The organism is Streptomyces sp. NPDC055815 (genome assembly GCF_053616475.1).
The window spans coordinates 1-21,708 of sequence record NZ_JBSHDU010000035.1; the positions used below are offsets into that span (position 1 = coordinate 1).

16 protein-coding genes are annotated in these 21,708 nt (G+C 70.5%); 5 read left to right on the plus strand and 11 right to left on the minus strand.

Features of this window, described 5'->3' with window-relative positions; all coding sequences use genetic code 11:
• Nucleotides 1–238: 238 nt before the first annotated feature.
• Nucleotides 239–1,762, minus strand: coding sequence for a tRNA (N6-isopentenyl adenosine(37)-C2)-methylthiotransferase MiaB (gene miaB / locus ACWGN5_RS22275; protein WP_453517836.1), 1,524 nt, complete (start codon nt 1,760–1,762; stop codon nt 239–241).
• Nucleotides 1,763–2,247: 485 nt separating this feature from the next.
• Here miaB and ACWGN5_RS22280 point away from each other — a divergent pair, with 485 nt between their 5' ends.
• Nucleotides 2,248–3,285, plus strand: coding sequence for an AMP-binding protein (locus tag ACWGN5_RS22280; RefSeq protein ID WP_453517837.1), 1,038 nt, complete (start codon nt 2,248–2,250; stop codon nt 3,283–3,285).
• Here the strand turns inward: ACWGN5_RS22280 and ACWGN5_RS22285 are convergent.
• The 8 genes from ACWGN5_RS22285 to ACWGN5_RS22320 form a co-directional block, all read right to left on the minus strand.
• A complete protein-coding gene (locus ACWGN5_RS22285; protein WP_453517840.1) occupies nt 3,278–4,801 on the minus strand; it encodes a hypothetical protein in 1,524 nt (507 codons plus the stop codon). The two genes, ACWGN5_RS22280 and ACWGN5_RS22285, sit on opposite strands and share 8 nt — an antisense overlap.
• A 335-nt stretch (nt 4,802–5,136) precedes the next feature.
• Complete coding sequence (locus tag ACWGN5_RS22290; protein ID WP_453517842.1) at nt 5,137–6,231, minus strand: NAD(P)/FAD-dependent oxidoreductase; 1,095 nt, start codon at nt 6,229–6,231, stop codon at nt 5,137–5,139.
• Nucleotides 6,232–6,277: 46 nt separating this feature from the next.
• Nucleotides 6,278–9,466 carry an amino acid adenylation domain-containing protein gene (locus ACWGN5_RS22295; RefSeq protein ID WP_453517843.1) on the minus strand — a complete coding sequence of 1,063 codons (3,189 nt, stop codon included), beginning with the start codon at nt 9,464–9,466 and terminating at the stop codon, nt 6,278–6,280.
• 55 nt (nt 9,467–9,521) lie between these two features.
• A complete protein-coding gene (locus ACWGN5_RS22300; RefSeq protein ID WP_453517846.1) occupies nt 9,522–10,790 on the minus strand; it encodes a cation:proton antiporter in 1,269 nt (422 codons plus the stop codon).
• Between the two features lie 194 nt (nt 10,791–10,984).
• Nucleotides 10,985–11,197: an MbtH family protein gene (locus ACWGN5_RS22305; RefSeq protein WP_453517849.1), complete on the minus strand. Its 213-nt coding sequence runs from the start codon at nt 11,195–11,197 to the stop codon at nt 10,985–10,987.
• A gap of 111 nt (nt 11,198–11,308) precedes the next feature.
• Nucleotides 11,309–12,817 carry a tryptophan 7-halogenase gene (locus tag ACWGN5_RS22310; protein WP_453517852.1) on the minus strand — a complete coding sequence of 503 codons (1,509 nt, stop codon included), beginning with the start codon at nt 12,815–12,817 and terminating at the stop codon, nt 11,309–11,311.
• Between the two features lie 26 nt (nt 12,818–12,843).
• Entirely contained in the window at nt 12,844–13,101 is a 258-nt protein-coding gene (locus ACWGN5_RS22315; RefSeq protein WP_453517855.1) for a phosphopantetheine-binding protein, read from the minus strand.
• 50 nt (nt 13,102–13,151) lie between these two features.
• Entirely contained in the window at nt 13,152–14,792 is a 1,641-nt protein-coding gene (locus tag ACWGN5_RS22320) for a (2,3-dihydroxybenzoyl)adenylate synthase (RefSeq protein WP_453517857.1), read from the minus strand.
• Nucleotides 14,793–14,930: 138 nt separating this feature from the next.
• Between ACWGN5_RS22320 and ACWGN5_RS22325 the strand changes: the two genes are divergently transcribed.
• Nucleotides 14,931–16,052, plus strand: coding sequence for an isochorismate synthase (locus ACWGN5_RS22325; RefSeq protein ID WP_453517860.1), 1,122 nt, complete (start codon nt 14,931–14,933; stop codon nt 16,050–16,052).
• A 103-nt stretch (nt 16,053–16,155) separates the two neighbouring features.
• On the opposite strand, the gene ACWGN5_RS22330 is transcribed toward ACWGN5_RS22325, so the two are convergent.
• Both ACWGN5_RS22330 and ACWGN5_RS22335 read right to left on the minus strand, forming a co-directional pair.
• The gene (locus ACWGN5_RS22330) at nt 16,156–16,803 is read right to left on the minus strand and encodes an isochorismatase family protein (protein ID WP_453517862.1); all 648 of its coding nucleotides are present in this window, start codon (nt 16,801–16,803) and stop codon (nt 16,156–16,158) included.
• Between the two features lie 26 nt (nt 16,804–16,829).
• On the minus strand, nt 16,830–17,627 hold the full coding sequence (locus ACWGN5_RS22335) for an SDR family oxidoreductase (protein ID WP_453517864.1): 798 nt from the start codon (nt 17,625–17,627) through the stop codon (nt 16,830–16,832).
• 124 nt (nt 17,628–17,751) lie between these two features.
• Here ACWGN5_RS22335 and ACWGN5_RS22340 point away from each other — a divergent pair, with 124 nt between their 5' ends.
• The 3 genes from ACWGN5_RS22340 to ACWGN5_RS22350 all read left to right on the plus strand — a co-directional run bounded on the left by ACWGN5_RS22340 (nt 17,752) and on the right by ACWGN5_RS22350 (nt 21,633).
• On the plus strand, nt 17,752–18,624 hold the full coding sequence (locus ACWGN5_RS22340) for an aspartyl/asparaginyl beta-hydroxylase domain-containing protein (RefSeq protein ID WP_453517867.1): 873 nt from the start codon (nt 17,752–17,754) through the stop codon (nt 18,622–18,624).
• 183 nt (nt 18,625–18,807) lie between these two features.
• On the plus strand, nt 18,808–19,989 hold the full coding sequence (locus ACWGN5_RS22345) for an acyltransferase family protein (RefSeq protein WP_453517870.1): 1,182 nt from the start codon (nt 18,808–18,810) through the stop codon (nt 19,987–19,989).
• Between the two features lie 234 nt (nt 19,990–20,223).
• Nucleotides 20,224–21,633, plus strand: a complete 1,410-nt coding sequence (locus tag ACWGN5_RS22350) for an MFS transporter (RefSeq protein WP_453517872.1) — start codon at nt 20,224–20,226, stop codon at nt 21,631–21,633.
• Nucleotides 21,634–21,708: the final 75 nt, after the last annotated feature.

A 21,708-nucleotide genomic window follows, 5' to 3' on the forward strand; every position in this document is an offset into this window, starting at 1 on the left:
AACCCGCACCACGTCGTGCGCCGCGCATCCGGTGCGGGTTCAGGCTCGGAACGCGGAGGCGCCGCTGGGCGCGCCGTCCCGTGTGCCCACCCGTCCCGCCCCAGCGGGACGATTGCCCACACGGGCGGTGGGCACCGCCCAGACCGGGCGCGGGCCCCACACGGCGGCGGGGCACCGCCCGGCCGGGGCGCGGGCCCACACGGGGTGGGCCCCGGCGGCGCCCAGACCCGGCGTGGGGTCAGTGCGTGCCGCAGGCCGGGGTTTCTGCCGGGGGGAGGGGGGCCGGGGCGCCGATCTGTGGGAGGCCCAGGAGGACGCCCGTCGGCTTCGGGGCCGCCGTGCGCTTCTCCCAGGCGTCACCCGCGCGCGTGCGGCGGACGGAGGAGACCTCGCCCTCCGCCAGGAGGTGGTGCGGGGCCGCGTAGGTGATCTCGACGGTCACCACGTCGCCGGGGCGCACGTCCTGCGAAGGCTTCGTGAAGTGGACGAGGCGGTTGTCGGGGGCGCGGCCCGAGAGGCGGTGGGTCTCGCCGTCCTTGCGGCCCTCGCCCTCCGCGACCATGACCTCCAGGGTGCGGCCGACCTGCTTCTTGTTCTCCTCCCAGGAGATCTCCTCCTGGAGGGCGACGAGGCGCTCGTAGCGCGCCTGCACGACCTCCTTCGGGATCTGGCCCTCCATGGTCGCCGCCGGGGTGCCGGGGCGCTTGGAGTACTGGAAGGTGAAGGCGTTCGCGAAGCGGGCCTCGCGGACGGTGTGCATCGTCTGCTCGAAGTCCTCCTCGGTCTCGCCGGGGAAGCCCACGATGATGTCGGTGGAGATGGCCGCGTGCGGAATGGCCGCGCGGACCTTCTCGATGATCCCGAGGAAACGCTCCTGCCGGTAGGAGCGGCGCATCGCGCGGAGGATCGTGTCCGAGCCGGACTGGAGCGGCATGTGGAGCTGCGGCATGACGTTCGGCGTCTCGGCCATCGCCGCGATGACGTCGTCGGTGAAGTCGCGGGGGTGCGGGGAGGTGAAGCGGACGCGCTCCAGCCCCTCGATCTGGCCGCAGGCGCGCAGCAGCTTGCTGAAGGCCTCGCGGTCGCCCAGGTCGGAGCCGTACGCGTTGACGTTCTGGCCGAGCAGGGTGATCTCGGAGACGCCCTCGGCGACCAGCGCCTCGATCTCGGCGAGGATGTCGCCCGGCCGGCGGTCCTCCTCCTTGCCGCGCAGGGCGGGGACGATGCAGAAGGTGCAGGTGTTGTTGCAGCCGACGGAGATCGAGACCCAGGCGGCGTACGCGGACTCGCGGCGGGTCGGCAGCGTGGAGGGGAAGGCCTCCAGGGACTCGGCGATCTCGATCTGCGCCTCCTCCTGGACGCGGGCGCGCTCCAGGAGGACCGGCAGCTTGCCGATGTTGTGCGTGCCGAAGACCACGTCGACCCAGGGGGCCTTCTTGACGATGGTGTCGCGGTCCTTCTGGGCGAGGCAGCCGCCGACGGCGATCTGCATGCCGGGGCGCGTGGTCTTCATGGGGGCGAGCCGGCCGAGGTTGCCGTACAGCTTGTTGTCGGCGTTCTCGCGGACCGCGCAGGTGTTGAAGACGACGACGTCGGCGTCGCCGTCCGCGCCCTTGGGGGCCCGGACGTAACCCGCCTCCTCCAGCAGACCGGAGAGCCGCTCGGAGTCGTGGACGTTCATCTGGCACCCGTAGGTGCGGATCTCGTAGGTCTTGGGTGCGGGAACGTCCACTGCCGGGCTCCGGTCGCTGCTGCTGGTCATGGCTCAAGGGTAGGTGGTTCCCGGGGGCACCCTTGCTGCCCTCTCCGCGCGACTCCGCCGCCACGGTGGGTGGGCTCGCCCCCGGCACGGTCCGGGGTCCGGCGGCGACGAGTCGCCGGAGCACTGTACGTCGCCTCTGCGGTGTTCCACCGCGGGTGCCTTTTCGTGCTCGTCGGGCGGTCACCGGGGCGGCTCGGCGCGCGGCCCGGTGACGCTGCGCCGTGTTCGTACCGGACAACCGCCCCGTACACGTGTTCAGCAGTTCTGTACCGGCCATCTTCGAGGCATGAAACGCAGAGTGCCCCGACAACTCGACCCTTGGCCGGAAAGTCACGACTGTGAGCGGTTGAGGGGGCAAAAATCAGACATTCTCCGATGCATACTTCAAGCCACATTCCAGGTCATGGACGAACGGAGGCGCCTGGGACAGGTCTGGTAGCCTGGCGCCAGGCTGAGCGGTGAGCTCACCACGGGGGGGATTTCTCATGCAATGGGAATCGGTAGATGACATCGTCAGGGAGACAGCAGAGAGAAGTCCGGAAACCATCGCTGTTCTAGGGGACGGCTTTCTCATTGACTACGCGTCGCTGAACGATGGGGCGGACTATCTCGCCGAGGCGATCGAATCGGCTGGTGTATCACCACTTGACCGCGTGGGTGTGTACATCAGGTCCGGGTACGAATTCCTGGTCACCGTCCTCGCCCTCGCTCGGGTGGGCGCGATCCCCGCTCTCCTCGATGTCCTGGACGACCCGGAATCCATGAGGGGAATCCCGACGGAAGCGGGATTGCACTTCATCATCACGCACGGCGCGGATGCCGCCCTCGTCGAGGAAGTGTTCTCGGACGACGAAGAGCCCGGCGCCGTTCCCGAAGCTCCGGATTTCGCCCTCATCACGCGTGCACCCGCAGAATCGACCGAAATCGATGAACCGGGGATCATTTTCTTCACGGCCCACGACCGGGAACCGGTCTTCGTGTCGCACGCGGAGATGCTGGAAAACGTGCGGGAAATCGCCGGTGAAGTGAACATGTCGGCACGTGACACCGTCGCGATAACGAAGTCGATGGCCTCGCAGGAATCGATAACGGTGGGCTTCAGCGCCTTCCTCGTCGGAGGCAGCCTCTCGCTGGGCCGGACGCTCCGCCTTGCCGAGGCAGCCCAGACGGACATGGCCGAATCGAGTCCCGTGGACATGCTCGCCTCGGCACGGCGGCGGCTGGCCCGCCCGCTCGACGACTCCATTCTCGCCATGCCGTCCCCGCCGCGGCTGCGCGCGATCGTCGGCGGCAACGAACTCCTTCCGAACGGCGGCGACCACCGGTTCGGGACGGTCCTCAACGGGCCCTGTCCCCACCCCAAGGAGGCGACGGCCGAGGCACAGCTCTACACCATCGACCTCACCGCGGGCCGAGCGGGCGCCGACCACCACAAGGGGGCCTCGTTCGACGAACTCGACGAGTCGTACCCCCTCGGCCTCCGCCTGCTCACCCAGCAGCGCGCGGGCTCGGATCTCAGCTGACCTGAGGAGGCCGCTCGGCCTCGGAGAGCAGCGCGTCCACGATCTCCGGCTCGCGTCGGCGGTCCAGCGCGGCACGGACCTCCTCGGGCGAGGCGTCACTCTCCAACCAGACGGCGTGGGCCAGGGCGGCCAGGAGGTCGTTGTCCGTCAGCGTCGGATCGCCGGCGCCGGAATGGCCCGTCATCGCCAGCGCGGCGCGCAGGCCGCTGCCGGACTTGCGCAGCGGCTCCACGTCGAACCCGTCACCGGGTCGGAACGTCAGGAAGACCATGTCCCCGACTTCCGCCCCCACGTCCTCGAGGAAGCGCTTGATCGTCCCGCTCCGGGCCTGGACCGAGGACCAGACGATCTCCTGCGGGCCCAGTCGGCTCGCGAGGGACTTCGACGAGTTGGGTCCGACACCGAGCAGGCCGGCCAGCCCGGACGGCAGGCTGAACGACGAGCCGCGCTTGTGCTGGTTGTTGATCGTCATCCGGAAGCGCAGGACCTCGTCCTCGCGGTACAGCCGGGGCGTTCCCTGGGGGCTGCGGCCGCGTGCTGACCCGGCGCTGCCCGGCTTGCGCACCGCGCTCCGGAAGGAGACGACGTTGTTGGCCTGGCGGAATTCTCCGGCGGAGGCGTAGGTCCTGATACTGGCCTCGCTCACGTCGTAGCGCGAGCGAATGGCGTCGATCAGCTTGTCCAGCTCGATCTGACCGCCGCTCTCCGTGACGAGGCGGGCGATCTGCTGACGGATCGGCATGTACTCCGGCAGCCCCCAACGGGTGAGCGCCCATTCGGTCCGGTCCGACTTCATGAACCGCTCGTCCGCCACGAGCGCGTTGCGCACGGCCGCGCTCGTCCGCTTCGGCTGGAGCTGCCCGTGGATCGCGTCGAGCGTCCTCGGCTCACCGGCGACGCCCAGGACGCCGGCGACGTGGTCTTCGAGGGTGGAGGTACGGATGAGGACGTGGTCGTCGACCATGGTGTGACCACAGCGGGTGAGCCAGCGCGCCGCCTCCTCCTGCGGCAGGGAGAGCTCGCGGGCGACGACTTCCAGCGGCACGACCCCTTCGGGCGAGGCATGGGCGTCGAGGACGTCCGCGGTGGACCTGACGGCGTCGTCCGCGTCGGGGGCGAGGACCCAGCCCTCCCGGACCTCGAACTTGGTGCCGACCGCGGCGAGGGCGTCGATCACCGGGACGCCGACGCTCTCCACCACAGTGGTCATCTCCGGCCGTTGCTCGGCCAGGCGGCTGACTTCGGCGACGTAGGGAACGCTGTCGACGATCCAGCGCGCCGCCTCGGCGACGGACACCGACGCGAAGAAGGCGACCTTCAGGTTCTTGCGCACCTGGTGATCGATCTGGCCCGTGCGCTCGCGGGAGACGCCGATCGTCTGTCCGAGACGGGCGAGGGAGGCCGGCCGGGCGGAAAAGATCCGCTCACGGCACAGGACGAGTTCTCGAGGTCCCAGCTCCCGGAAGATCTCATCCAGGGCATCGGCCACCCCCGAGTGGTGCATCGGCTCAGACACAGTCACTTCCCTCACCCCTATGACGAACCCTGCGCACCCGCACGGTTCAGACCAACTCTGAGCCGCCCCCCGGCACCATCATCTCGCAGTCGATGAGCCGGCGTCGCTCCATCAGTGATCCGTATGAACAGCGGAATGGAACCAGGCCGCGGCCGAGGAGATCGGCGGCCGCGGAACCGTGGCGTGGGGTGAAGTTATGAGGGTTCACTGGAGGAAGTCGAGGGAGCGATACATGCGGCAGACGCGGCGCTTGACCATCTGCCACACGTTCCGATCGAGATTCAACTAAGTCAGCCGAGACTATCACCCCTTCCCAAGGAATGGCCAGTTTTTGGTCAAATCTTCCTACCCGACGGGGCCCCTGTCCTCGGCCCCCCGGCGTCCATCCGCGCCGCCTCCAACGTGCCGCGGTACACGGGCAGGAGGGCGTCCAGTCGCTGTTCGGCGAACCGCTTCAGAGCGATGCTCAGCGACTCCGGGTCCCGCAGGTCCTCACCCACGCAGTCGGCCAGAAGCTGCGCCTGGCAGAAGGCGTCGGTGATGCCCCGAGCGGTGATGGAGTCCTTGTGGTGGCCCGCGTCACCGACCAGCACCCAGCCGGGTCCCTGGGCCTCGCGGAAGAAGTTGCGCTGGTCTCCGGTGCCGTGCACGTGCTCCAGCCGGCGGCCCGCCGCCATCTCCTCGCGCACCTCGGGCGCGGTCGTCCCGACCTGCGCGAGCAGCGCGTTGAGGGCGTCGCCCCGTACGGCCGCGAACTGCGCCTGCCGGAAGTACGCGGCGACCAGGGTCGCCCCGTCGTTCGTGGGGATGGTGGCGACCCGGCGGCCGGGGGCCTCGAAGGTGCGCAGCCGCGGGGGAAGGTCGGACCAGAAGGTGTAGTACACGCAGGTGTGGTGCGGGTCCTGGAGCAGGACCGGAGCCCGCACCCCGGCCGCCACAGTGGAGCGCATGCCGTCCGCACCCACCACGAGGTGGGCGCGTTCGGTGTGCTCCGCCCCGCCCTGCACCGAGCCGGTCCTGACCCCGACGACCCGGCCGTCCTCGAACAGCAGGTCGTTGACGGAGGTGTTGGGGCGGTACTCGACCCCGGCGTCGACGGCGGCGCCGATGAGGATCGGGTCGAGGAGCCGGCGGCGGGGCGCGTACGCGGCGTGGACACCGCCCGTGCGGTCCGGGGTGCCTTCGAGCACCGTCTCCCCGGCCGTGTGGCGGATCCGGTCCAGGGGCGGACAGCCGGTGGCCACGACCTCGGGCAGCACGTTCCAGCGGTGCAGCGCGGCGACCCCGGACGGGTGGATGTAGAGGGTGGACAGGGCGTCCCTGACGACCCGGTCCCGATCGACCATGAGGACCCGGTAACCGGCCCGGGCCATGAGCATCGCGGTGGAGGCGCCCGCGATCCGGGCACCGACCACGATCACGTCATACACGACGACCTCCTAGTTCCTCCGGTGTCACCGGCTGCGCGGATGCGGGTCATGCGGCCGTGCGGGGCAGGTCCAGCCGGCCGGCGAGAGAGGCGACGGTCGGGTTGTCGAAGAGGGTCCGGAGCGAGATGTCCGTACCGAACTCCTGGTTCACACGCAGGACGATCCTGGTCGCCAGCAGCGAGTGCCCTCCGAGCTGGAAGAAGTCGTCGTCGGCGCCGACGCGCGACAGGCCGAGGACGTCCTCGAAGATGCGGGCGATCCCGGTCTCCAGGTCGCCGGCCGGCGGGCGGCTGGTCTCGACGGCCTCGTAGTCGGGCTCGGGCAGGGCGCGCCGGTCGAGCTTGCCGTTCGGGGTCATCGGGATGCGGTCGAGGGTGACCACGAACGAGGGGACCATATGGTCGGGCAGGTTCTCCCGGGTCGTCCGGACGACCTTCTCCGCGAGACCGTCGAGGTCCGCGCCGGCGTCCGGCACCACGTAGGCCACGAGGACGAGTGCGCCGCTCGGCGCGGTCCTCGGGACGACCACGCAGGGGCCGACGCCGGGGGACTTCGCGACGACCGCCGCGATCTCGGCGAGTTCGACGCGGAAGCCGCGGATCTTGATCTGGTCGTCGTTGCGGCCGAGATAGACGATGGTGCCGTAGTCGGACCACATCGCGAGGTCACCGGTGCGGTAGAGGCGCTCCCCCGGCTCTCCGTACGGGTTGGCGACGAAGCGGGAGGCGGTCAGGGCCGGCTGGTTGTGGTAGCCGTTGGCCAGCTGCGCGCCGGCCAGGTACAGCTCTCCGGGGACACCGGCCGGAACGGGCTGGAGGAACCGGTCGAGGATGTAGCCGTCGCACTCGGCGGCCGGCCGGCCGAGGGGTTCGATGCCGCCGTGGACGGCGGAGTCGGAGCGCAGGTCGACCCGGTGGAAGGTGAGCTCTCCGGTCTCGGTGGGGCCGTAGGTGTTCCACGCGGTGATGCCGAGCCGCTCGCCGAGTTCCAGCGCCAGGCTCCTGGGCAGGGCCTCTCCCGAGCAGACGACGTGCCGCAGCGCGAGTTCCGCGGGGTCCGGCTCCGACTCGAGGAACGCCTGGAGCATCGACGGTACGAAGTTCGCCAGGGTGATGGACTCGTCGCGCATCAACTGCGCGAGGTGGACCGGGTCTCCGTGCCGTCCCGGCTCGGCCAGCACGACGACGGAGCCCGAGGTGAGCGTCCAGAAGATCTCGGTGACCGACACGTCGAAGCTGATCGGGGCCTTCTGCAGCACCCGGTCGCGGGAGGACAGGGCGAACAGCTGGGACTGGCCCCAGCGGATCCGGTTCACGATCGAACGGTGGGACAGGACGACCCCCTTGGGCCGTCCCGTCGTGCCGGAGGTGTAGATCACGTAGGCCGGTGCCTGCGGGTGGAGGCGACCGCCGCGGTCCGCTTCGGTGACCGGGGCGGCCGACCGGGCGGCGATCGCGGTGGCGATCGGCAGGTCGTCGACGGTCAGCAGGGAGGTCCCGGGCATGGACGTCAGGATGGGATCCAGCTTCTTCTGGAACTCGGCCGAGGTGATCACGACCGGCGCCTGGGTGTCCTGGAGCATGTACTCGATGCGGTCGTCCGGATAGGCGGTGTCGACGGGGACGTAGGCCGCGCCGCAGCGCAGGACCGCGATGAGGGCGACCACGAGGTCGTACGAGCGGGGCAGGGCGACGGCGACGCGGTCGCCCGTGCCGATGCCCGCCGCGAGCAGGTGCCGGCACAGACGGTTCGCGGACGCGTCCAGCTCGGCGAAGCTGTGGCTCTCCCCGCGGAAGACGACGGCGGGATCGGCGCCGGCGCTGCGGAACTGGGCGTCGAGGAGGGACAGCAGGGTGTGCTCGTCGTCCGGGCGCGGGCCGAGGTTCCAGTCGGTGACGACCTGGCGGAGGTCCGCCTCGTCGGCGACGGCCAGGGCTCCGATCCGCTGGTCGTCGGCGGCGCCGAGGATCTTGTCGAAGTAGGCGACGAAGCGGTGCAGATGGCGCTGCACGGAGGCGACGTCGAAGAGGGAGGCGTTGGCGTCGAGGTCGAAGCGCAGGCCGTGGCTGGAGTCGAGGTACGCGGACAGCGACAGGTCGTCGACGGGCCCGGTGGAGAGTCCCTGCTGGACGCCGGTGATCCCGCCGAAGTCCAGGTGGTAGTCGAAGGCCTTGATGTTGATCTGGGATCCCGAGAGCCGGCCGTCGGAACCGACGAGGCCCGCTTCGCGGGCGATGCTCTCCCGGCGGTAGCGCTGGTGGGCGCGGACCTGGCCGACCTCGTCGGCGAACTGCCGGATGGTCTCGGCCACGGTCGCGCGCGGATCGACGTCGACGTGCAGCGGAAGGATGTTGACGGTGACCGCGGGCGTGCTGAGCGCCGTGGGGGTGGAGCGGCACATCATGGGGAGGCCCGGCGCGATGTGCTCGGTACCCATGATCTTGGAGAGGTAGGTTCCCCAGCCGGCGATGACGACCTCGCCCCAGGTGACCTTGTGGGCGGCGGCCACCTCGCGCAGGCGGACCTGGGCCTCGTCGCCGAGTTCCACCGTGACGCGGTGGGGCGGCTTGGCGTAGTCGTCGAAGCCCGAGGCCGCGAGGACGCCGGGCACCCTCTGGGCGGAGCGGCCGTCGACCTTCCGGGCCCAGAACGCGCGGTCCTCCTCGTGGGAGGGTTCCGCCTCGGCCTGGATCTCCTCGTCCAGCAGGTCCGCGGTCCGTCCGAACCAGCGGGGGCGGGCCGGGCGGCCCTCGGCGAGGGCGGTGTAGAGCTCCGAGACCCGGCGGGAGACGAGCATGAGCCCGTAGGCGTCGAGGAGGATGTGGTGCGACCGGAGGTACCAGACGCCCTCGTTCTCGCCGAGCCGGTAGAAGGCGCTGTGGACGAGGTCGTCCCCGGTCAGCTCGCGCGGCACGGCGAGGTCGGCCCGCATGGCGGCCAGCGCGGCCGTCTTCGGATCGGGCTCGTCACCGAGGTCGTGCACCTCGGTGGTGAGACGGTCGGCGGGGGCGGCGTGCGTGCCGGCGCCCTGCCGGGGCAGGGGGTTGCTCAGGACGTCCGATTCCGCGACGGCCGTCCGGACGGCCTCGCCCAGCAGTGCGGGGTCGACGCGCCGGCCGAACCACACGGCCTGACCGATGTTGAAGATGGGACTGTCCGGCACCAGTTGCTGCGCGTACAGGATGCCCTGCTGCGCGCCCAGAAGTGCGAGCGACTCGATCTTGCCGCCGGTCATCGGCGTCCTCCCGTTTCGAAAGTAGTACGAATTCCTGCTGTCAGGTGCGCCCGACTCAGGTCGCGGCCCCGACGGGGACCCGCTCGGCCTGGGCGTCGCGCCCGCGGAGCAGCAGCAGGCAGGGGCCGGTCATGGCCGTGGTGACGAGTGCCATGAGGACCATGGCGAGGAAGAGGGGCGGGGAGAGGATTCCCGCGCTGAATCCGACCTTCAGGACGACCAGCTCGGTGAGCCCCCGGGTGTTCATGAGCACCCCCGCCGTCAGGGACTCCCGGCGCTCCTGCCGGCCCAGCCGTGCGCCGAGGTAGGTGCCGCCGATCTTGCTGAGCGCGCCCAGGACCACGACGACGGCGACGAGTCCCCACGGGGTGTCGCCGAACCCGGCCGTCAGCACCGTTACGCCGGTGACCACGAAGAACACGGGGACGAGGCCGCGCCCCACGCGCGTCACCGAGGCCACGGCCGACTCCCAGGGCGCGGAGTCGGAGGCCGGAACGGCGAGCCCCAGGAGCACGGCGCCGAAGACCGCGGTCAGACCCAGCCGTTCGGAGGCGATGGCCGACGCGATCGCCAGGGCGCCGATCGCCAGGGCGGTGCGCCTGCGGGCCCGGGTGACCATGACGGTGCCCAGCCGGGAGCCCAGTGCGCGCCGTGCTCCCAGGGCGAGCAGCGCCCCGGCGGCGAAGATCTCCATCGAGCGCAGGAAGCCCGCGGGACTGCCGGAGGCCAGGCCCACCGCGACGGAGAGCAGGATCCATCCGGCGATGTCGATGAGGATGGCGGCGAACATGGCGACCCGTCCGGTGACCGATCCCAGCATGCCCCGCTCTTCGAGGATCCTGGCGAGCACCGGTACGGCGGTGATGCACATCGACACGGCGACCATGAGCACGAACGCCGAGGTGGGGGCGTGCCCCCGCACCGCCTGATCCCCCTTCCACACCAGCCATCCGGCGAGCAGCGCCCCGGTCGCCAGGGGAAGGACGAAGGCGCCGAGGGCGACCGGTCCTGCGGCCTGGCGCACCGTCCGCTGCACGCCCAGGCGGAGCTTGTGGGTGGTCCCGACCAGGAACAGCGCGAGGCCGCCTTCGGAGACGAGCTTGAGCGTGTCGAGCATGTTGGCGGGCAGCAGGCTGTGGAGCGCGTCGCCGCCGAAGAGGCCCACGACGAGCGGTCCGGCGAACAGGCCGGCCATGATCTCGCCCACGACCTCCGGCTGACGCAGCAGCCGGGCCGCCGCGCGCCCGAGCATGGCGAGCAGGAGGATGGCCAGCAGGGTCGCCGCCAGCCGTGCGGTGAAGATGACGCCGTCGGCGATGTCCATGGGTACCGTCCTTTCGGGTTCGGGATGCCGTCGTGTGCGGTCGTCGGCCGGTGTGCCCCGCACGGGCACCCGGTCGTTCCCCGGGCGGCGGACCGCTGTCCGCCGCCCGGGCGGCACGCCTCGGCGGACGGACAGGAGCCGTCCTGTCCGTCGCGCGGGTCATGCCACTCACAACCCTTCCGGGGCCGCCCGGGTCATGCGGTGCGGGACGCCTCGGCGAGGCTCTTCGGCCGCATGTCGGTCCAGTTCTCCTCGATGTGCGCCAGGGCCTCCTGCCGCGTGGCATCCGCCAGCACGGCGGTCCAGCCCGCCGGGGCCGGCACGAACGCGGGCCACAGGGAGTACTGCTTCTCCTCGTTGACGAGGACGTGGAACGTGCCTTCAGGGTCGTCGAACGGGTTGTTCATGGTCGGTTCCCCCAGGGAAACGGGTCGGGCATCACGAGCGGGCGGATCCGCGCGGTGTCGGGCCGCGGGCGGCCGGAGAGACCGGCCGCCCCGTCCCGCGTCACCGGGTGGTCAGCCGGCCACCGGGGCCGGCTCCGCCCACCCGAGGCCGTCGGCGGTCGGCACGAGACCGCCCTCGAGCAGCGGCGGTTCGATGACCTTGGTGGCCTCGCCGCTGTTGGCCTGCAGGGCGTTCATCTCCTCCATGACCTCCCGCACGACGGGGGTCGAGAAGAGGTGCTTCATGCGCTGACCGGAGTCCGTCTCCATGCCGCCGGTCCGCTCCGCGGCCTGGGCGAGGTCCTCGGCGGAGCGGGCGAACCGCTCGGCCACCTGGGCGCCGTCGGTGAGGACGCGCTCCTGGGAGTACCCGCCGGCCACGAGGGAGACGAAGGACTCGAAGGACGACTCGGACAGGTTGGTGACCTTCCGGGCCTTCCAGAAGTAGGAGTCCTCGGCCTGGTCCATGTGGTAGAAGGACGAGAGGAACTCGTAGAAGACCGAGTACTCGCGGCGGTAGCGGCCCTCGAACTCGGCGAACGCCCGCTCCTCGGAGACACTCTTGTCGAGCACGCTGTTGAGGGAGCGCGCGGCCAGCACGCCGGCGTACGTCGCGAGGTGGACGCCGGTGGAGAACACCGGGTCGATGAAGCACGCCGCGTCGCCGATCAGCACGATGCCGGGGGCGTGGAAGCGGGTGTTGGCGTACGAGTAGTCCTTACGGATGCGGACCGTGCCGTACATGCTGTCGTCGTCGACGCGCTTGGCGTCGTTCATCATGTCCTTGACGTAGGTGCTGCGGCCGATGAACTTCATCAGCGCGGCTTCCTTGTCGCCCTGGATCTGGGCGGCGTTCTCCCGGCTGATGACGGCGCCGACGCTGGTCAGGTCGTCGGTGAGCGGGATGTACCACAGCCAGCCCTCGTCGAACGCCTCGCAGAGGATGTTGCCGCTGTTGGGCTCGGGCAGGCGACCGCCGTTGTTGAAGTAGCCGAAGACGGCCACGTTCTGGAAGTGCTCGGAGTACTTGCGCTCGCCGCCGGTCGCGCGCCACAGGCTGCTCCGGTTGCCGGAGGCGTCCACCACGTAGGCCGCCGAGATCTGGTGCTCGGCGCCGTCCGCGTCACGGTAGGAGACACCGGTGACCCGGCCGTCGGCCTGCAGGGCGCCGGTGACGTCGCACTCCTCGCGCACGTCCACGCCGCAGCGGGCCGCGTTGCGCAGCAGGATCTCGTCGAAGCGGGCCCGCTCCACCTGATAGGCGTTGGAGGTGGGGCCGGAGAACTCGGGGGAGATGGAGAAGAGGAAGTTCCACGGGACCGGGTTGGTCCCCCAGCGGAAGCTGCCGCCGCGCTTGTACATGAAGCTGGCCGCCTCCATCTCCTCGGTCACGCCGAGGAGCTTGCAGACGCCGTGCACCGTGGCGGGAAGGAGGGACTCCCCGATCTGGTAGCGGGGGAACTTCTCCTTCTCCAGGAGGACGACCGAGTGGCCCCGGCGCGCCAGCAGCGTTGCGACGGTCGATCCGCCCGGCCCTCCACCGACGACGACGACATCGACCTGCTCGTTGCGGTTTTCCATGTGCTCGGTTCCTATCCTGGGTCGGTTCAGCGGGCGGTCTGGGCGTCTGCGGCCGCGTCCACGGAGAACTCGGCGAGCCACGCGCCGAGGGTGGGCGACGAGGCGAGGGCCACGAAGTCGGCGCCCTGGACTCCGGCGGCCCGCCACTTCTCGACGAGGGTCATCAGCCGGATGGAGTCGAGCCCCGCGTCACGCAGGTTGGTCTCGTCCTCGATCTGCTCGGGCTCGAGGCCGGTCGCCTCGGCGATGTCGGCCCGCATCTGCTCGCGGCTTATCGTGGGCATGCGTGGGTTCCTCTCTGGTGCATGGTGGTGGTGGGACGGGAGGGCCGGGTTCAGCCGCGCAGGACGGCGCGGAGGTCGGCCCGGCTGGCCTTCCCGACCTTCGTCTTGGGGAATTCCGGTACGACCCTGAGCTCGTCGGGCAGCTTCCAGTCGGCCAGGCCGTTCTGCCGGGCGAAGGTGCGCAGGTCCGTCAGGGACGGGGCGGTGTCCGCGGCGCTCGGGACGACGAAGACGCAGGTGCGTTCGCCGAGCATGTCGTCGGCCATGCCGACCGCGATGACATCGTCGACCAGCGGATGCTTCAGCAGGTGCTGTTCCAGCTCCTCCGGTGAGAGCTTCTCGCCGCTGCGGTTGATGAAGTCGCCCGAGCGGCCGACGACGACGAGGTTCCCGTCGGGTCGGATGCTGACGATGTCGCCGGTCCGGTACCAGCCGTCGTCGGTGAAGGAGCGGCGGTTGGCGGCGGGATTACGGAAGTAGCCGCGGATCGTGTACGGGCCTCGGGTCAGCAGGTGGCCGGATGCGCCGGCTTCGACCGGCCTGTCGCGCTCGTCGACCACGAGCAGCTGGTCCCGGTCGGACATCGGCCGGCCCTGGGTGGCGACCGCGATGTCCTCGGGGTCGTCCAGGCGGGTGTAGCAGACCAGGCCCTCGGCCATGCCGAACACCTGCTGCACGGAGGCGCCGAGAGCGGGCCTGATCCGGGCGGCCAGTTCGGCCGGGCAGCGCGCGCCGCCGATCTGGACGACCTGGAGCGTGTCGAGTCCCGGGGCGGCCGACTGCTCGGCCGTGTTGACCCACACACGGGCGAGCGGCGGTACGAGCGCGGTGATGGTGGTGCCGGTCTCCTTGATGAACGCGAAGGCCGAGGACGGGCTCGGGTCCTCCGTCAGTGCCACCGTGCCGCCCGCCACCAGCGCGCCGAGGATGCCGGCGGAGCTGAGGGTGAAGTTGTGGGAGGCCGGCAGGACCGCCAGGTAGACCGACGACTCGTCGATGCCGCACATCTCGATGCTGCGCCGCACGCTGTACAGGTAGTCGTCGTGGGTGCGCGGGATGAGCTTGGGAAGTCCGGTGCTGCCCCCGGACAGCTGGAGCAGGGCCACCGCGTCGGCGGACGGCGCGGGGAGCTCCGCCGCGGGCGGGTAGAGGTCGTCGAGGTCCGCGCCGGACGGCGAGACGGCACGCGCCGTCGCGGGTCCGGCCGCGATCACGTGACGCAGTGACGGCACCTCTTGCCGTATCCGCTGTGCCAGGTCGAGGTAGGAGAAACCGTCCCCGTCCCGCGCGACGATGATGGCCGCCGCCGAGCTTGCCTCTGCGATCGCGGCCAGTTCGGCGTGCCGGTGGGCGGGAAGGCACATGACGGGTACGGCGCCGAGCCGGAACAGGGCGTACAGCGCCTCCAGGAACTCGGCCCGGTTGGGTATCTGGAGCAGTACCCGGTCGCCGGGCCGGATGCCCAGATCCCGCAGCCCGGTCGCGAACGACGAGGCGGCCTCGTCCAGTTGACGGTAGGTCAAGGTCCGCTGACGGTCGCGGACCGCGGACCGCTCGCCCGATTCGGCCGCCCGGCGTGCGAGCAGCTCGCCGAAGGTCAGGCCCGCCCAGTATCCGGAACTCCGGTACGAGGCGGCCTCTTCCGCCGGCCAGGGGACGAAATCTCCGCTGGTCCACGCACTGTGCGACATGCCTGCCCTTCCGCGGGGGTGGGTGGGTTCGGTTGCCGACGGCGGCGTCCGTCGACGACTTCACCATACCGCAGCAGGTCGCTCACATGATAGTCTAGTTTTATGACGATCCCAGTGACTGGGACGACGGGGGAAGGTATGGCACGTCAGCAGGCCACTCCCTTCGTTCTCTCGAAGCGGCATCAGTCGATCCACGCACCTGGCTCCCTCGACGCGTTCGATGACGCGTACGAGGCCGCCACGCGGCTGAGGGAAGGACGCATCCCGGCCCTCGTCGGTGCCCTTCCGTTCGACCTGAGGTCTCCCGCCGCTCTCACCGTTCCCGCCGCGCTCCACCGCCTCCCGGGGCCGTGGTTCGCCCCCGCCCCTTCCGACTCCGTTCCCGAGTGCGTCGTCCTCGACCGCCTCCCCTCTCCTGACGACCATGTCCAGGCCGTCGGTTCTGCGGTGCGCCGTCTGCGCGCGTCCGACGATCCGCTGACCAAGGTGGTCCTGGCGCGCTCGCTCGTCCTCGGCGCCGACCGCCCCATCGCCCCCATGACCCTGGTGCACACACTCGCGGCCAACGACGCCGCGGGCAACGGCTTTTGCGTGGACCTGACTCCGGCGGGGGCGCCCTACAGCGGCCGCGCCCTGGTCGGGTCGAGCCCGGAGCTCCTGGTGCGCCGAGTGGGACGGGAGGTCTCCTGCTTCCCGCTGGCCGGCACCGCCGCACGCTCGGCGGACCCCGATCACGACGCCGCCATCGCCCAGTCCCTGACCCGATCGGTCAAGGACCTCGGCGAACACGCCATCGTGGTCGAGGGACTGCGCAGGTCGCTGGAGGCGCTCTGCGAGGACGTCCGGGCCCCGAGCTCGCCGTCGCTGGTGGCGGCGCCGGCCCTGTGGCACCTGGGAACGCCCGTGACCGGCACCCTCAGGAGCGAGCAGACCTCCGCGCTCGACCTGGCCCTGGCCCTCCATCCGACCGCGGCGGTCTGCGGCCATCCCGCCGACGACGCCCGCGACGCCATCGCGCAGATCGAAGGGGACCGCGGTTTCTACGCCGGCGCGGTGGGCTGGTGCGACGCCCAGGGCGACGGCGAGTGGATGGTGTCCATACGCTGCGGAGAGCTCGCGGCCGACCGGCGCAGCATCCGGGTCTTCGCGGGCGGCGGCATCGTCGCGCAGTCCGACCCGGAGGCCGAACTCGCCGAGACCTCCGCCAAGTTCACCCCGATGCTGACCGCGCTCGGGGCTACGGAGTACGCCTCCGTATAGCAGGACGCGGCCCGCTGTCGCCACGCCCACGAGGACGAGCGACAGCGGGCCGGCCGAAGCCGCGGCGCGCCCGTACACCGGTGTCGCGCCGCGGCCGTCGGCGTCACGCCGCGGCGCGAAGGGACAGCGATCCGATCACCTGGTCGGTGGTCACCACCGCACCGCACCTCTTGGCGGTGTAGTCCAGGGCCAGGAGGTGCTCGTCCCGGCTGAAGTCGGCCGTGGCGTCGGCGACCATGAAGGGCTGGATGTCGTTCATGAACGCCTCGGCGGCGCTGAGCATGCACCCCATGTGGGCGTACACGCCGACGACGATCAGCTGGTCCCGCCCGTGGTGCTTGAGCAGCTGGGCCAGATCGGTCCGCTGGAACGCGGAGTAGCGCCACTTGGTGACGAAGATGTCCTCGTCGCCGGGGGTCAGTTCGTCGATGATCTCCGCATCACGGCCGGAGCTGAGTCCACTGCCCCAGAAGTCCGACAGCAGGCCGCGCCGCGACGGGTGCTGGTTGCCGGGCTGCGCGGTGTACACCACCGGGACGCCGGCTTCCCGGCACGCCCGCCGGATGGCGGCCATGTTCCCGATCGCCGTGGATATCGGCTCCGTCCGGCGGTCGTAGGCGTCGATGAAGTACTTCTGCATGTCGTGGACGAGCAGGGCGCACCGTTCCGTGTCGAGCTGCCAGGGAACGCGGTTGGCGGTCAGCTCGCCGAGGGAGGGGAGGTCGTACGCGGGAATGGGGGGAATCGCCATCGGGCGTCCTTTCCGTTGATCGGTCGTCACATGTCCAGAGTGGCGCCGCCGTCGACACGGAGGTCGTGCAGCGTGATGTGGCGTGCGGCGGTGGAAGACAGGAAGAGTGCCGCGTCGGCTATGTCCTGCGGCTGGGCGACACGGCGCAGGGGGATCCCCAGCCGGTACGCGGTGGGGTCACCGGCGATCGTGGAGTCCAGGTCCGCGGTGCCGGTCCAGCTCTGGTGCAGCATCGCGGTGTCGGTCGAACCGGGCGACACGAGGTTGCACCGCACGCCCCGGCCGGCGACCTCGAGTCCCAGGCAACGGACGAACGCGGAGGCGGCGGCCTTGGACGCGGCGTAGGCACTCATGCCCACCCGGGGGGTCGACGCGGCGTTGGAGCTGATGACGGTGATCGCCCCGTGTCCGCGTGAGGTCATGCGCCGCGCGGCCTCAGAGGCGACGAGCATGGTGCCTGTCGCGTTCGTCGACAGGCACCGTTCCCAGGCCTCTTCGGCGGCTTCGAGGGCCGGCCCGGTCGCCAGCCGGCCGGCGGCGTGGACCACGACGGAGACGTCCCCGGCGGCGGATTCGGAGAGGTCGAACGCCTCGCGCACGGCGGCGCGGTCGGTGATGTCCGCGCAGACCGCGTAGGCCTTCGCCGCACGACGCTCCTGGATCTCCGCGGCGACGGCATGGACCCGTTCGTCGACGTCCCAGAGCACGACCCGGGCATCCGCGGACGCGAACGCCTCGGCGACCGCCCGTCCGATGCCTCCGGCGGCGCCCGTGACGATCACGCTCGCACCCGTCACGCCGTCGATCTGTCTCCCCTGATTCATGAAACCTAGACTATCACCGGGTTGGTTGTTACGGTAGGTCGCACCGCGGACGGCACACATTCGGCACAGCGCCGTGCCCATGCCTCCGTGTCTTCCGCACCTGTTTCGCGACCTGGAGGGTCGGATGCGCTCACACATCCTTGGCAAGATCGACCTCGATCGGACCCGGCTGGCCCCGGATCTCGCATACCTGGCCGCGGTTCCGACCGTGGAGGAGGAGTACGACGAATTCAGCAACGGTTTCTGGAAGCACGTCCCCCTGTGGAACGCCTCCGGGGACAGCGAGGACCGGCTCTACCGCGACCTCAAGGACACCGCCGCCCGGCCGACGGCGCACGTGGAGCACGTCCCGTACCTCAAGGAGATCGTGACCACGGTCTTCGACGGCGCGCACCTGCAGATGGCGCGGACCCGGAACCTGAAGAACGCCATCGTCATCCCGCACCGCGACTTCGTGGAGCTGGACCGCGCGGCCGACCGCTACTTCCGCACCTTCATGGTGCTGGAGGACAGCCCGCTCGCGTTCCACTCCAACGAGGACACCGTCATCCACATGCGCCCGGGCGAGATCTGGTTCCTGGACGCCGCGACGGTGCACTCCGCGGTCAACTTCTCGGAGATCAGCCGGCAGTCGCTGTGCGTCGACTTCGCCTTCGACGGGGACTTCGACGAGAAGGAGATCTTCGCCGACCCGACCGTCTACGCCCCCGGCGCCACGCCCACCCTGCCCGAGCGCCGTCCGTTCACCGAGGAGCACCACCGGCGCATCCTCGGCCTGGGCCAGGTGATCGAGCGGGAGAACTTCCGCGACGTCCTCTTCATGCTGTCCAAGGTGCACTACAAGTACGACGTGCACCCCAGCGAGACCTACGACTGGCTGATCGAGATCTCGAAGCAGAGCGGCGACGACCAGATGGTCGAGAAGGCCGAGCAGATCAGGGACTTCGCCGTCGAGGCCCGCGCGCTGACCGAGCGCTTCTCCCTGACCTCCTGGTGAGCGCGCGGCTCCGGCCCGCCTGACAACCATCGCCCCCGGTGGCGCGGCGCGTCGTGGATGCGCGCCGGCCGCTGGCGGACCACGGGGCACGTAGGCGGTGTACCTCCTGCCGGTTCCCGGCAGCACGTTGCTGGTTCGACTCCAGCTGCCCCGACCGCCCGACTCGAGAAGGAGCGACTGAACATGCCCACGGACGGCACAAGCCTGGCGACGACGGAGCCACAGGAAAGACGGGCATCCGCGCGGCCGGACGGCCCACGACAGCACCGCCCGAGCCGACTCCCCTCACTGACCGGCCTGCGCTTCCCCGCGGCGTTCATGGTGTTCGTCTTCCACGCCTCGCTGCCGATGCCCCTGGTGCGCCTGCTCGCCGACGACACGGTGGAGCACAACTTCGCGTGGGCCGTGGGCCCGAGCGGCGCACTCGGCGTGACGTTCTTCTTCGTGCTCAGCGGATTCGTGCTGACGTGGTCGGCTTCCGACGACGACACCGCGCCGTCCTTCTGGCGCAGGCGTTACGTCAAGATCCTGCCCAACTACGTCGTCGCCTGGATCCTCGCGATGGCGCTGTACGCGGCCGCGACGCCGCTCCTGCCCGCGCTCGGCGCCCTGTTCATGTTCCAGGTGTGGACGCCGTACTTCTCCGAGCACCTCCCGGTGAATCCGCCGAGCTGGTCGCTCGCCGTGGAGGCCGTCTTCTACCTGGCCTTCCCACTGCTGCTGGCCGGGATCAGGCGGATCTCCGCCGACCGGCTGAAGTACTGGATCGTCGGCACGGTGGCGGCGGTCTTCGTCACGCCGCTGATCACCTACCAGCTCGTGCCGGCCGGCCCGCACGTGATGCCCGGCACGGACGGCACCTCGCCGGTCCACTACTGGTTCGCCTACATCATGCCGCTGCCCCGCATCCTGGACTTCGCGCTCGGGATCCTCGTCGCGCGGGCCGTGATGCTGAACCGCTGGCGCAACATCGGCATGATCTGGTCCGCCGTCCTGCTCGCCGCCGGATACGTCGCCAGCTACTACGTGCCGTACCTGTACGCCCAGCGCGCGACGTGCCTCATCCCCGCGGTCATGCTCATCGCGGCCGCCGCCGTGGCGGACCGGGACGGCCGCTTCACCCTCTTCCGCAGCCGCGCGATGGTCTGGCTCGGCAATGTGTCCTTCGCCTTCTACCTGCTGCACTTCATCGTGCTCGCCTGGTTCCGGAAGCTGCTGGGCACCGAGATGTACGGGACCGCGACCGGCATCGCCATCATCGCCGGCGAGGCGGTGGTCACCCTGCTCGCCTCCTGGGCCCTGTACGCCCTCGTGGAGAAGCCGCTGACGCGGCGGTTCTCGCGCCCGCGGCAGCAAGCCGGCTGACGGCCCGTCGGCGCCGACCCCCCACCATTGCCCATCGGGCCGTGTAGATGATAGTTTAGTAAGTGGTCGATGATAGGGCCCAGTCGGCCCTCCACCCCGTCGCACCACCCCGGGACGAAGACGGACGGCCCCATCCGACCGCCGTCGCGGGCCGCTCACTCACCTTTTTCATCGCCACTGCCCGACCAGTGCGCCCCCATCCCCCCGCGTCCCCGAACAAGGAACCGAGTACGAGTGACGACGCTACCCGAGCAACCACTTGACGACATCGCAGCCCCGGCCGAGACCAGGAAATCGCGAGACTGGCTCCTGCTGGGCATCTCCCTGGGCTACTTCATGGTGCTGCTCGACACCACCGTCGTCGTAGTCGCGCTCCCGGCCATCGCGGAGGAGTTCCACGCCTCCGTCGACTCCCTCCAGTGGATCTCGAACGGCTACACCCTCACGTTCGCCGCGCTCCTGCTCACCGCGGGCGCGCTGTCGGACCGGCTGGGAGCCAAGCAACTCTTCCTCTACAGCTCCGCCGCCTTCGCCGTGGTGTCCGCGATCTCGATCGCGGCACCCGACTCCCTGTCCCTGGTCATCCTCCGGGGACTGCTGGGCCTGTTCGGCGCCGGCCTGCTGCCCACGTCCATGGCCCTGTTCGTCAACTCCTATCCGGATCCGGGCAAGCGTGCCCGGGCGATGGGCGTCTGGGCCGCCATCACCGGCGTCGCGCTTGCGGCCGGACCGCTGATCGGTGGTGTGCTCACCGACTCGCTCGGCTGGCGCGCGATCTTCGCCGTCAACGTCCCGGTGGCCGCGCTCAGCATCGCGATCACCGCGAAGAAGGCGCCCGCCACGGCCCCGAAGCCCGGGCGCGGCCTGGACCTGCCGGGCCAGCTCACCGGAATCGCCTGCCTCGGCCTGCTCACCTACGGGCTGATCGCCGGTGGCGAGAGCGGCTTCGGCGACCCGGTGGTCCTGTCGACCCTGGTCGCCTCGGTGGTCATGGGCGTGGCCTTCGTCATGGTCGAGCGCAAGCGGCGCACCGACGTCATGCTCCCGATGAGCCTGTTCGGCTCGTCCACCTTCTCGGCGGGCCTGCTCGCCGGACTGCTGGTCAACTTCGGCCTGTCGGGCGCCATGTTCGTCCTGTCGCTGTTCTTCCAGACGATGGACCACGCCAGTGCGATGAAGACCGGTCTGCTGTTCCTGCCGCTGACCCTGCCGACCGCGTTCAACGGCAGCTACGCGGGCAAGCTGGTCGCGAGGATCGGGCCGCGGATCCCCGCCACCCTCGGGTTCGTCCTGATGGGTGCCGGCACGCTGCTCCAGGTGCCGTTCATGCACGCCGACGCGTCGACGATCGGCAGCATGGCCGGTCTGCTGCTCCTCGGCTTCGGCATCTCCTTCGCGATGCCGTCGCTCATCAGCGCCGTCATCGGCTCGGTGCCCAAGCACCACGCCGGCATCGGCGGCGGCGCGCTCAACGCCGCCCGGCAGACCGGTGCCGTCCTCGGCGTCGCCATCCTCGGCGTGGTCATCGGCACGGGCGACGGGCCGCAGCACTACGGCCTGGCGATGGGCATCGCGGGCGTGCTGCTCCTCGCGGGCGCGCTGGTGGTGGCCGGATTCGTGGGACGGCGCTCCCCCAGCACCTGAGGATGCCCCCGGACCGTGCCGCCGGGCGGCCACCGAGTCGATGGCCCGCCGTCCGGCGGCACGCAGGTGCCCCGC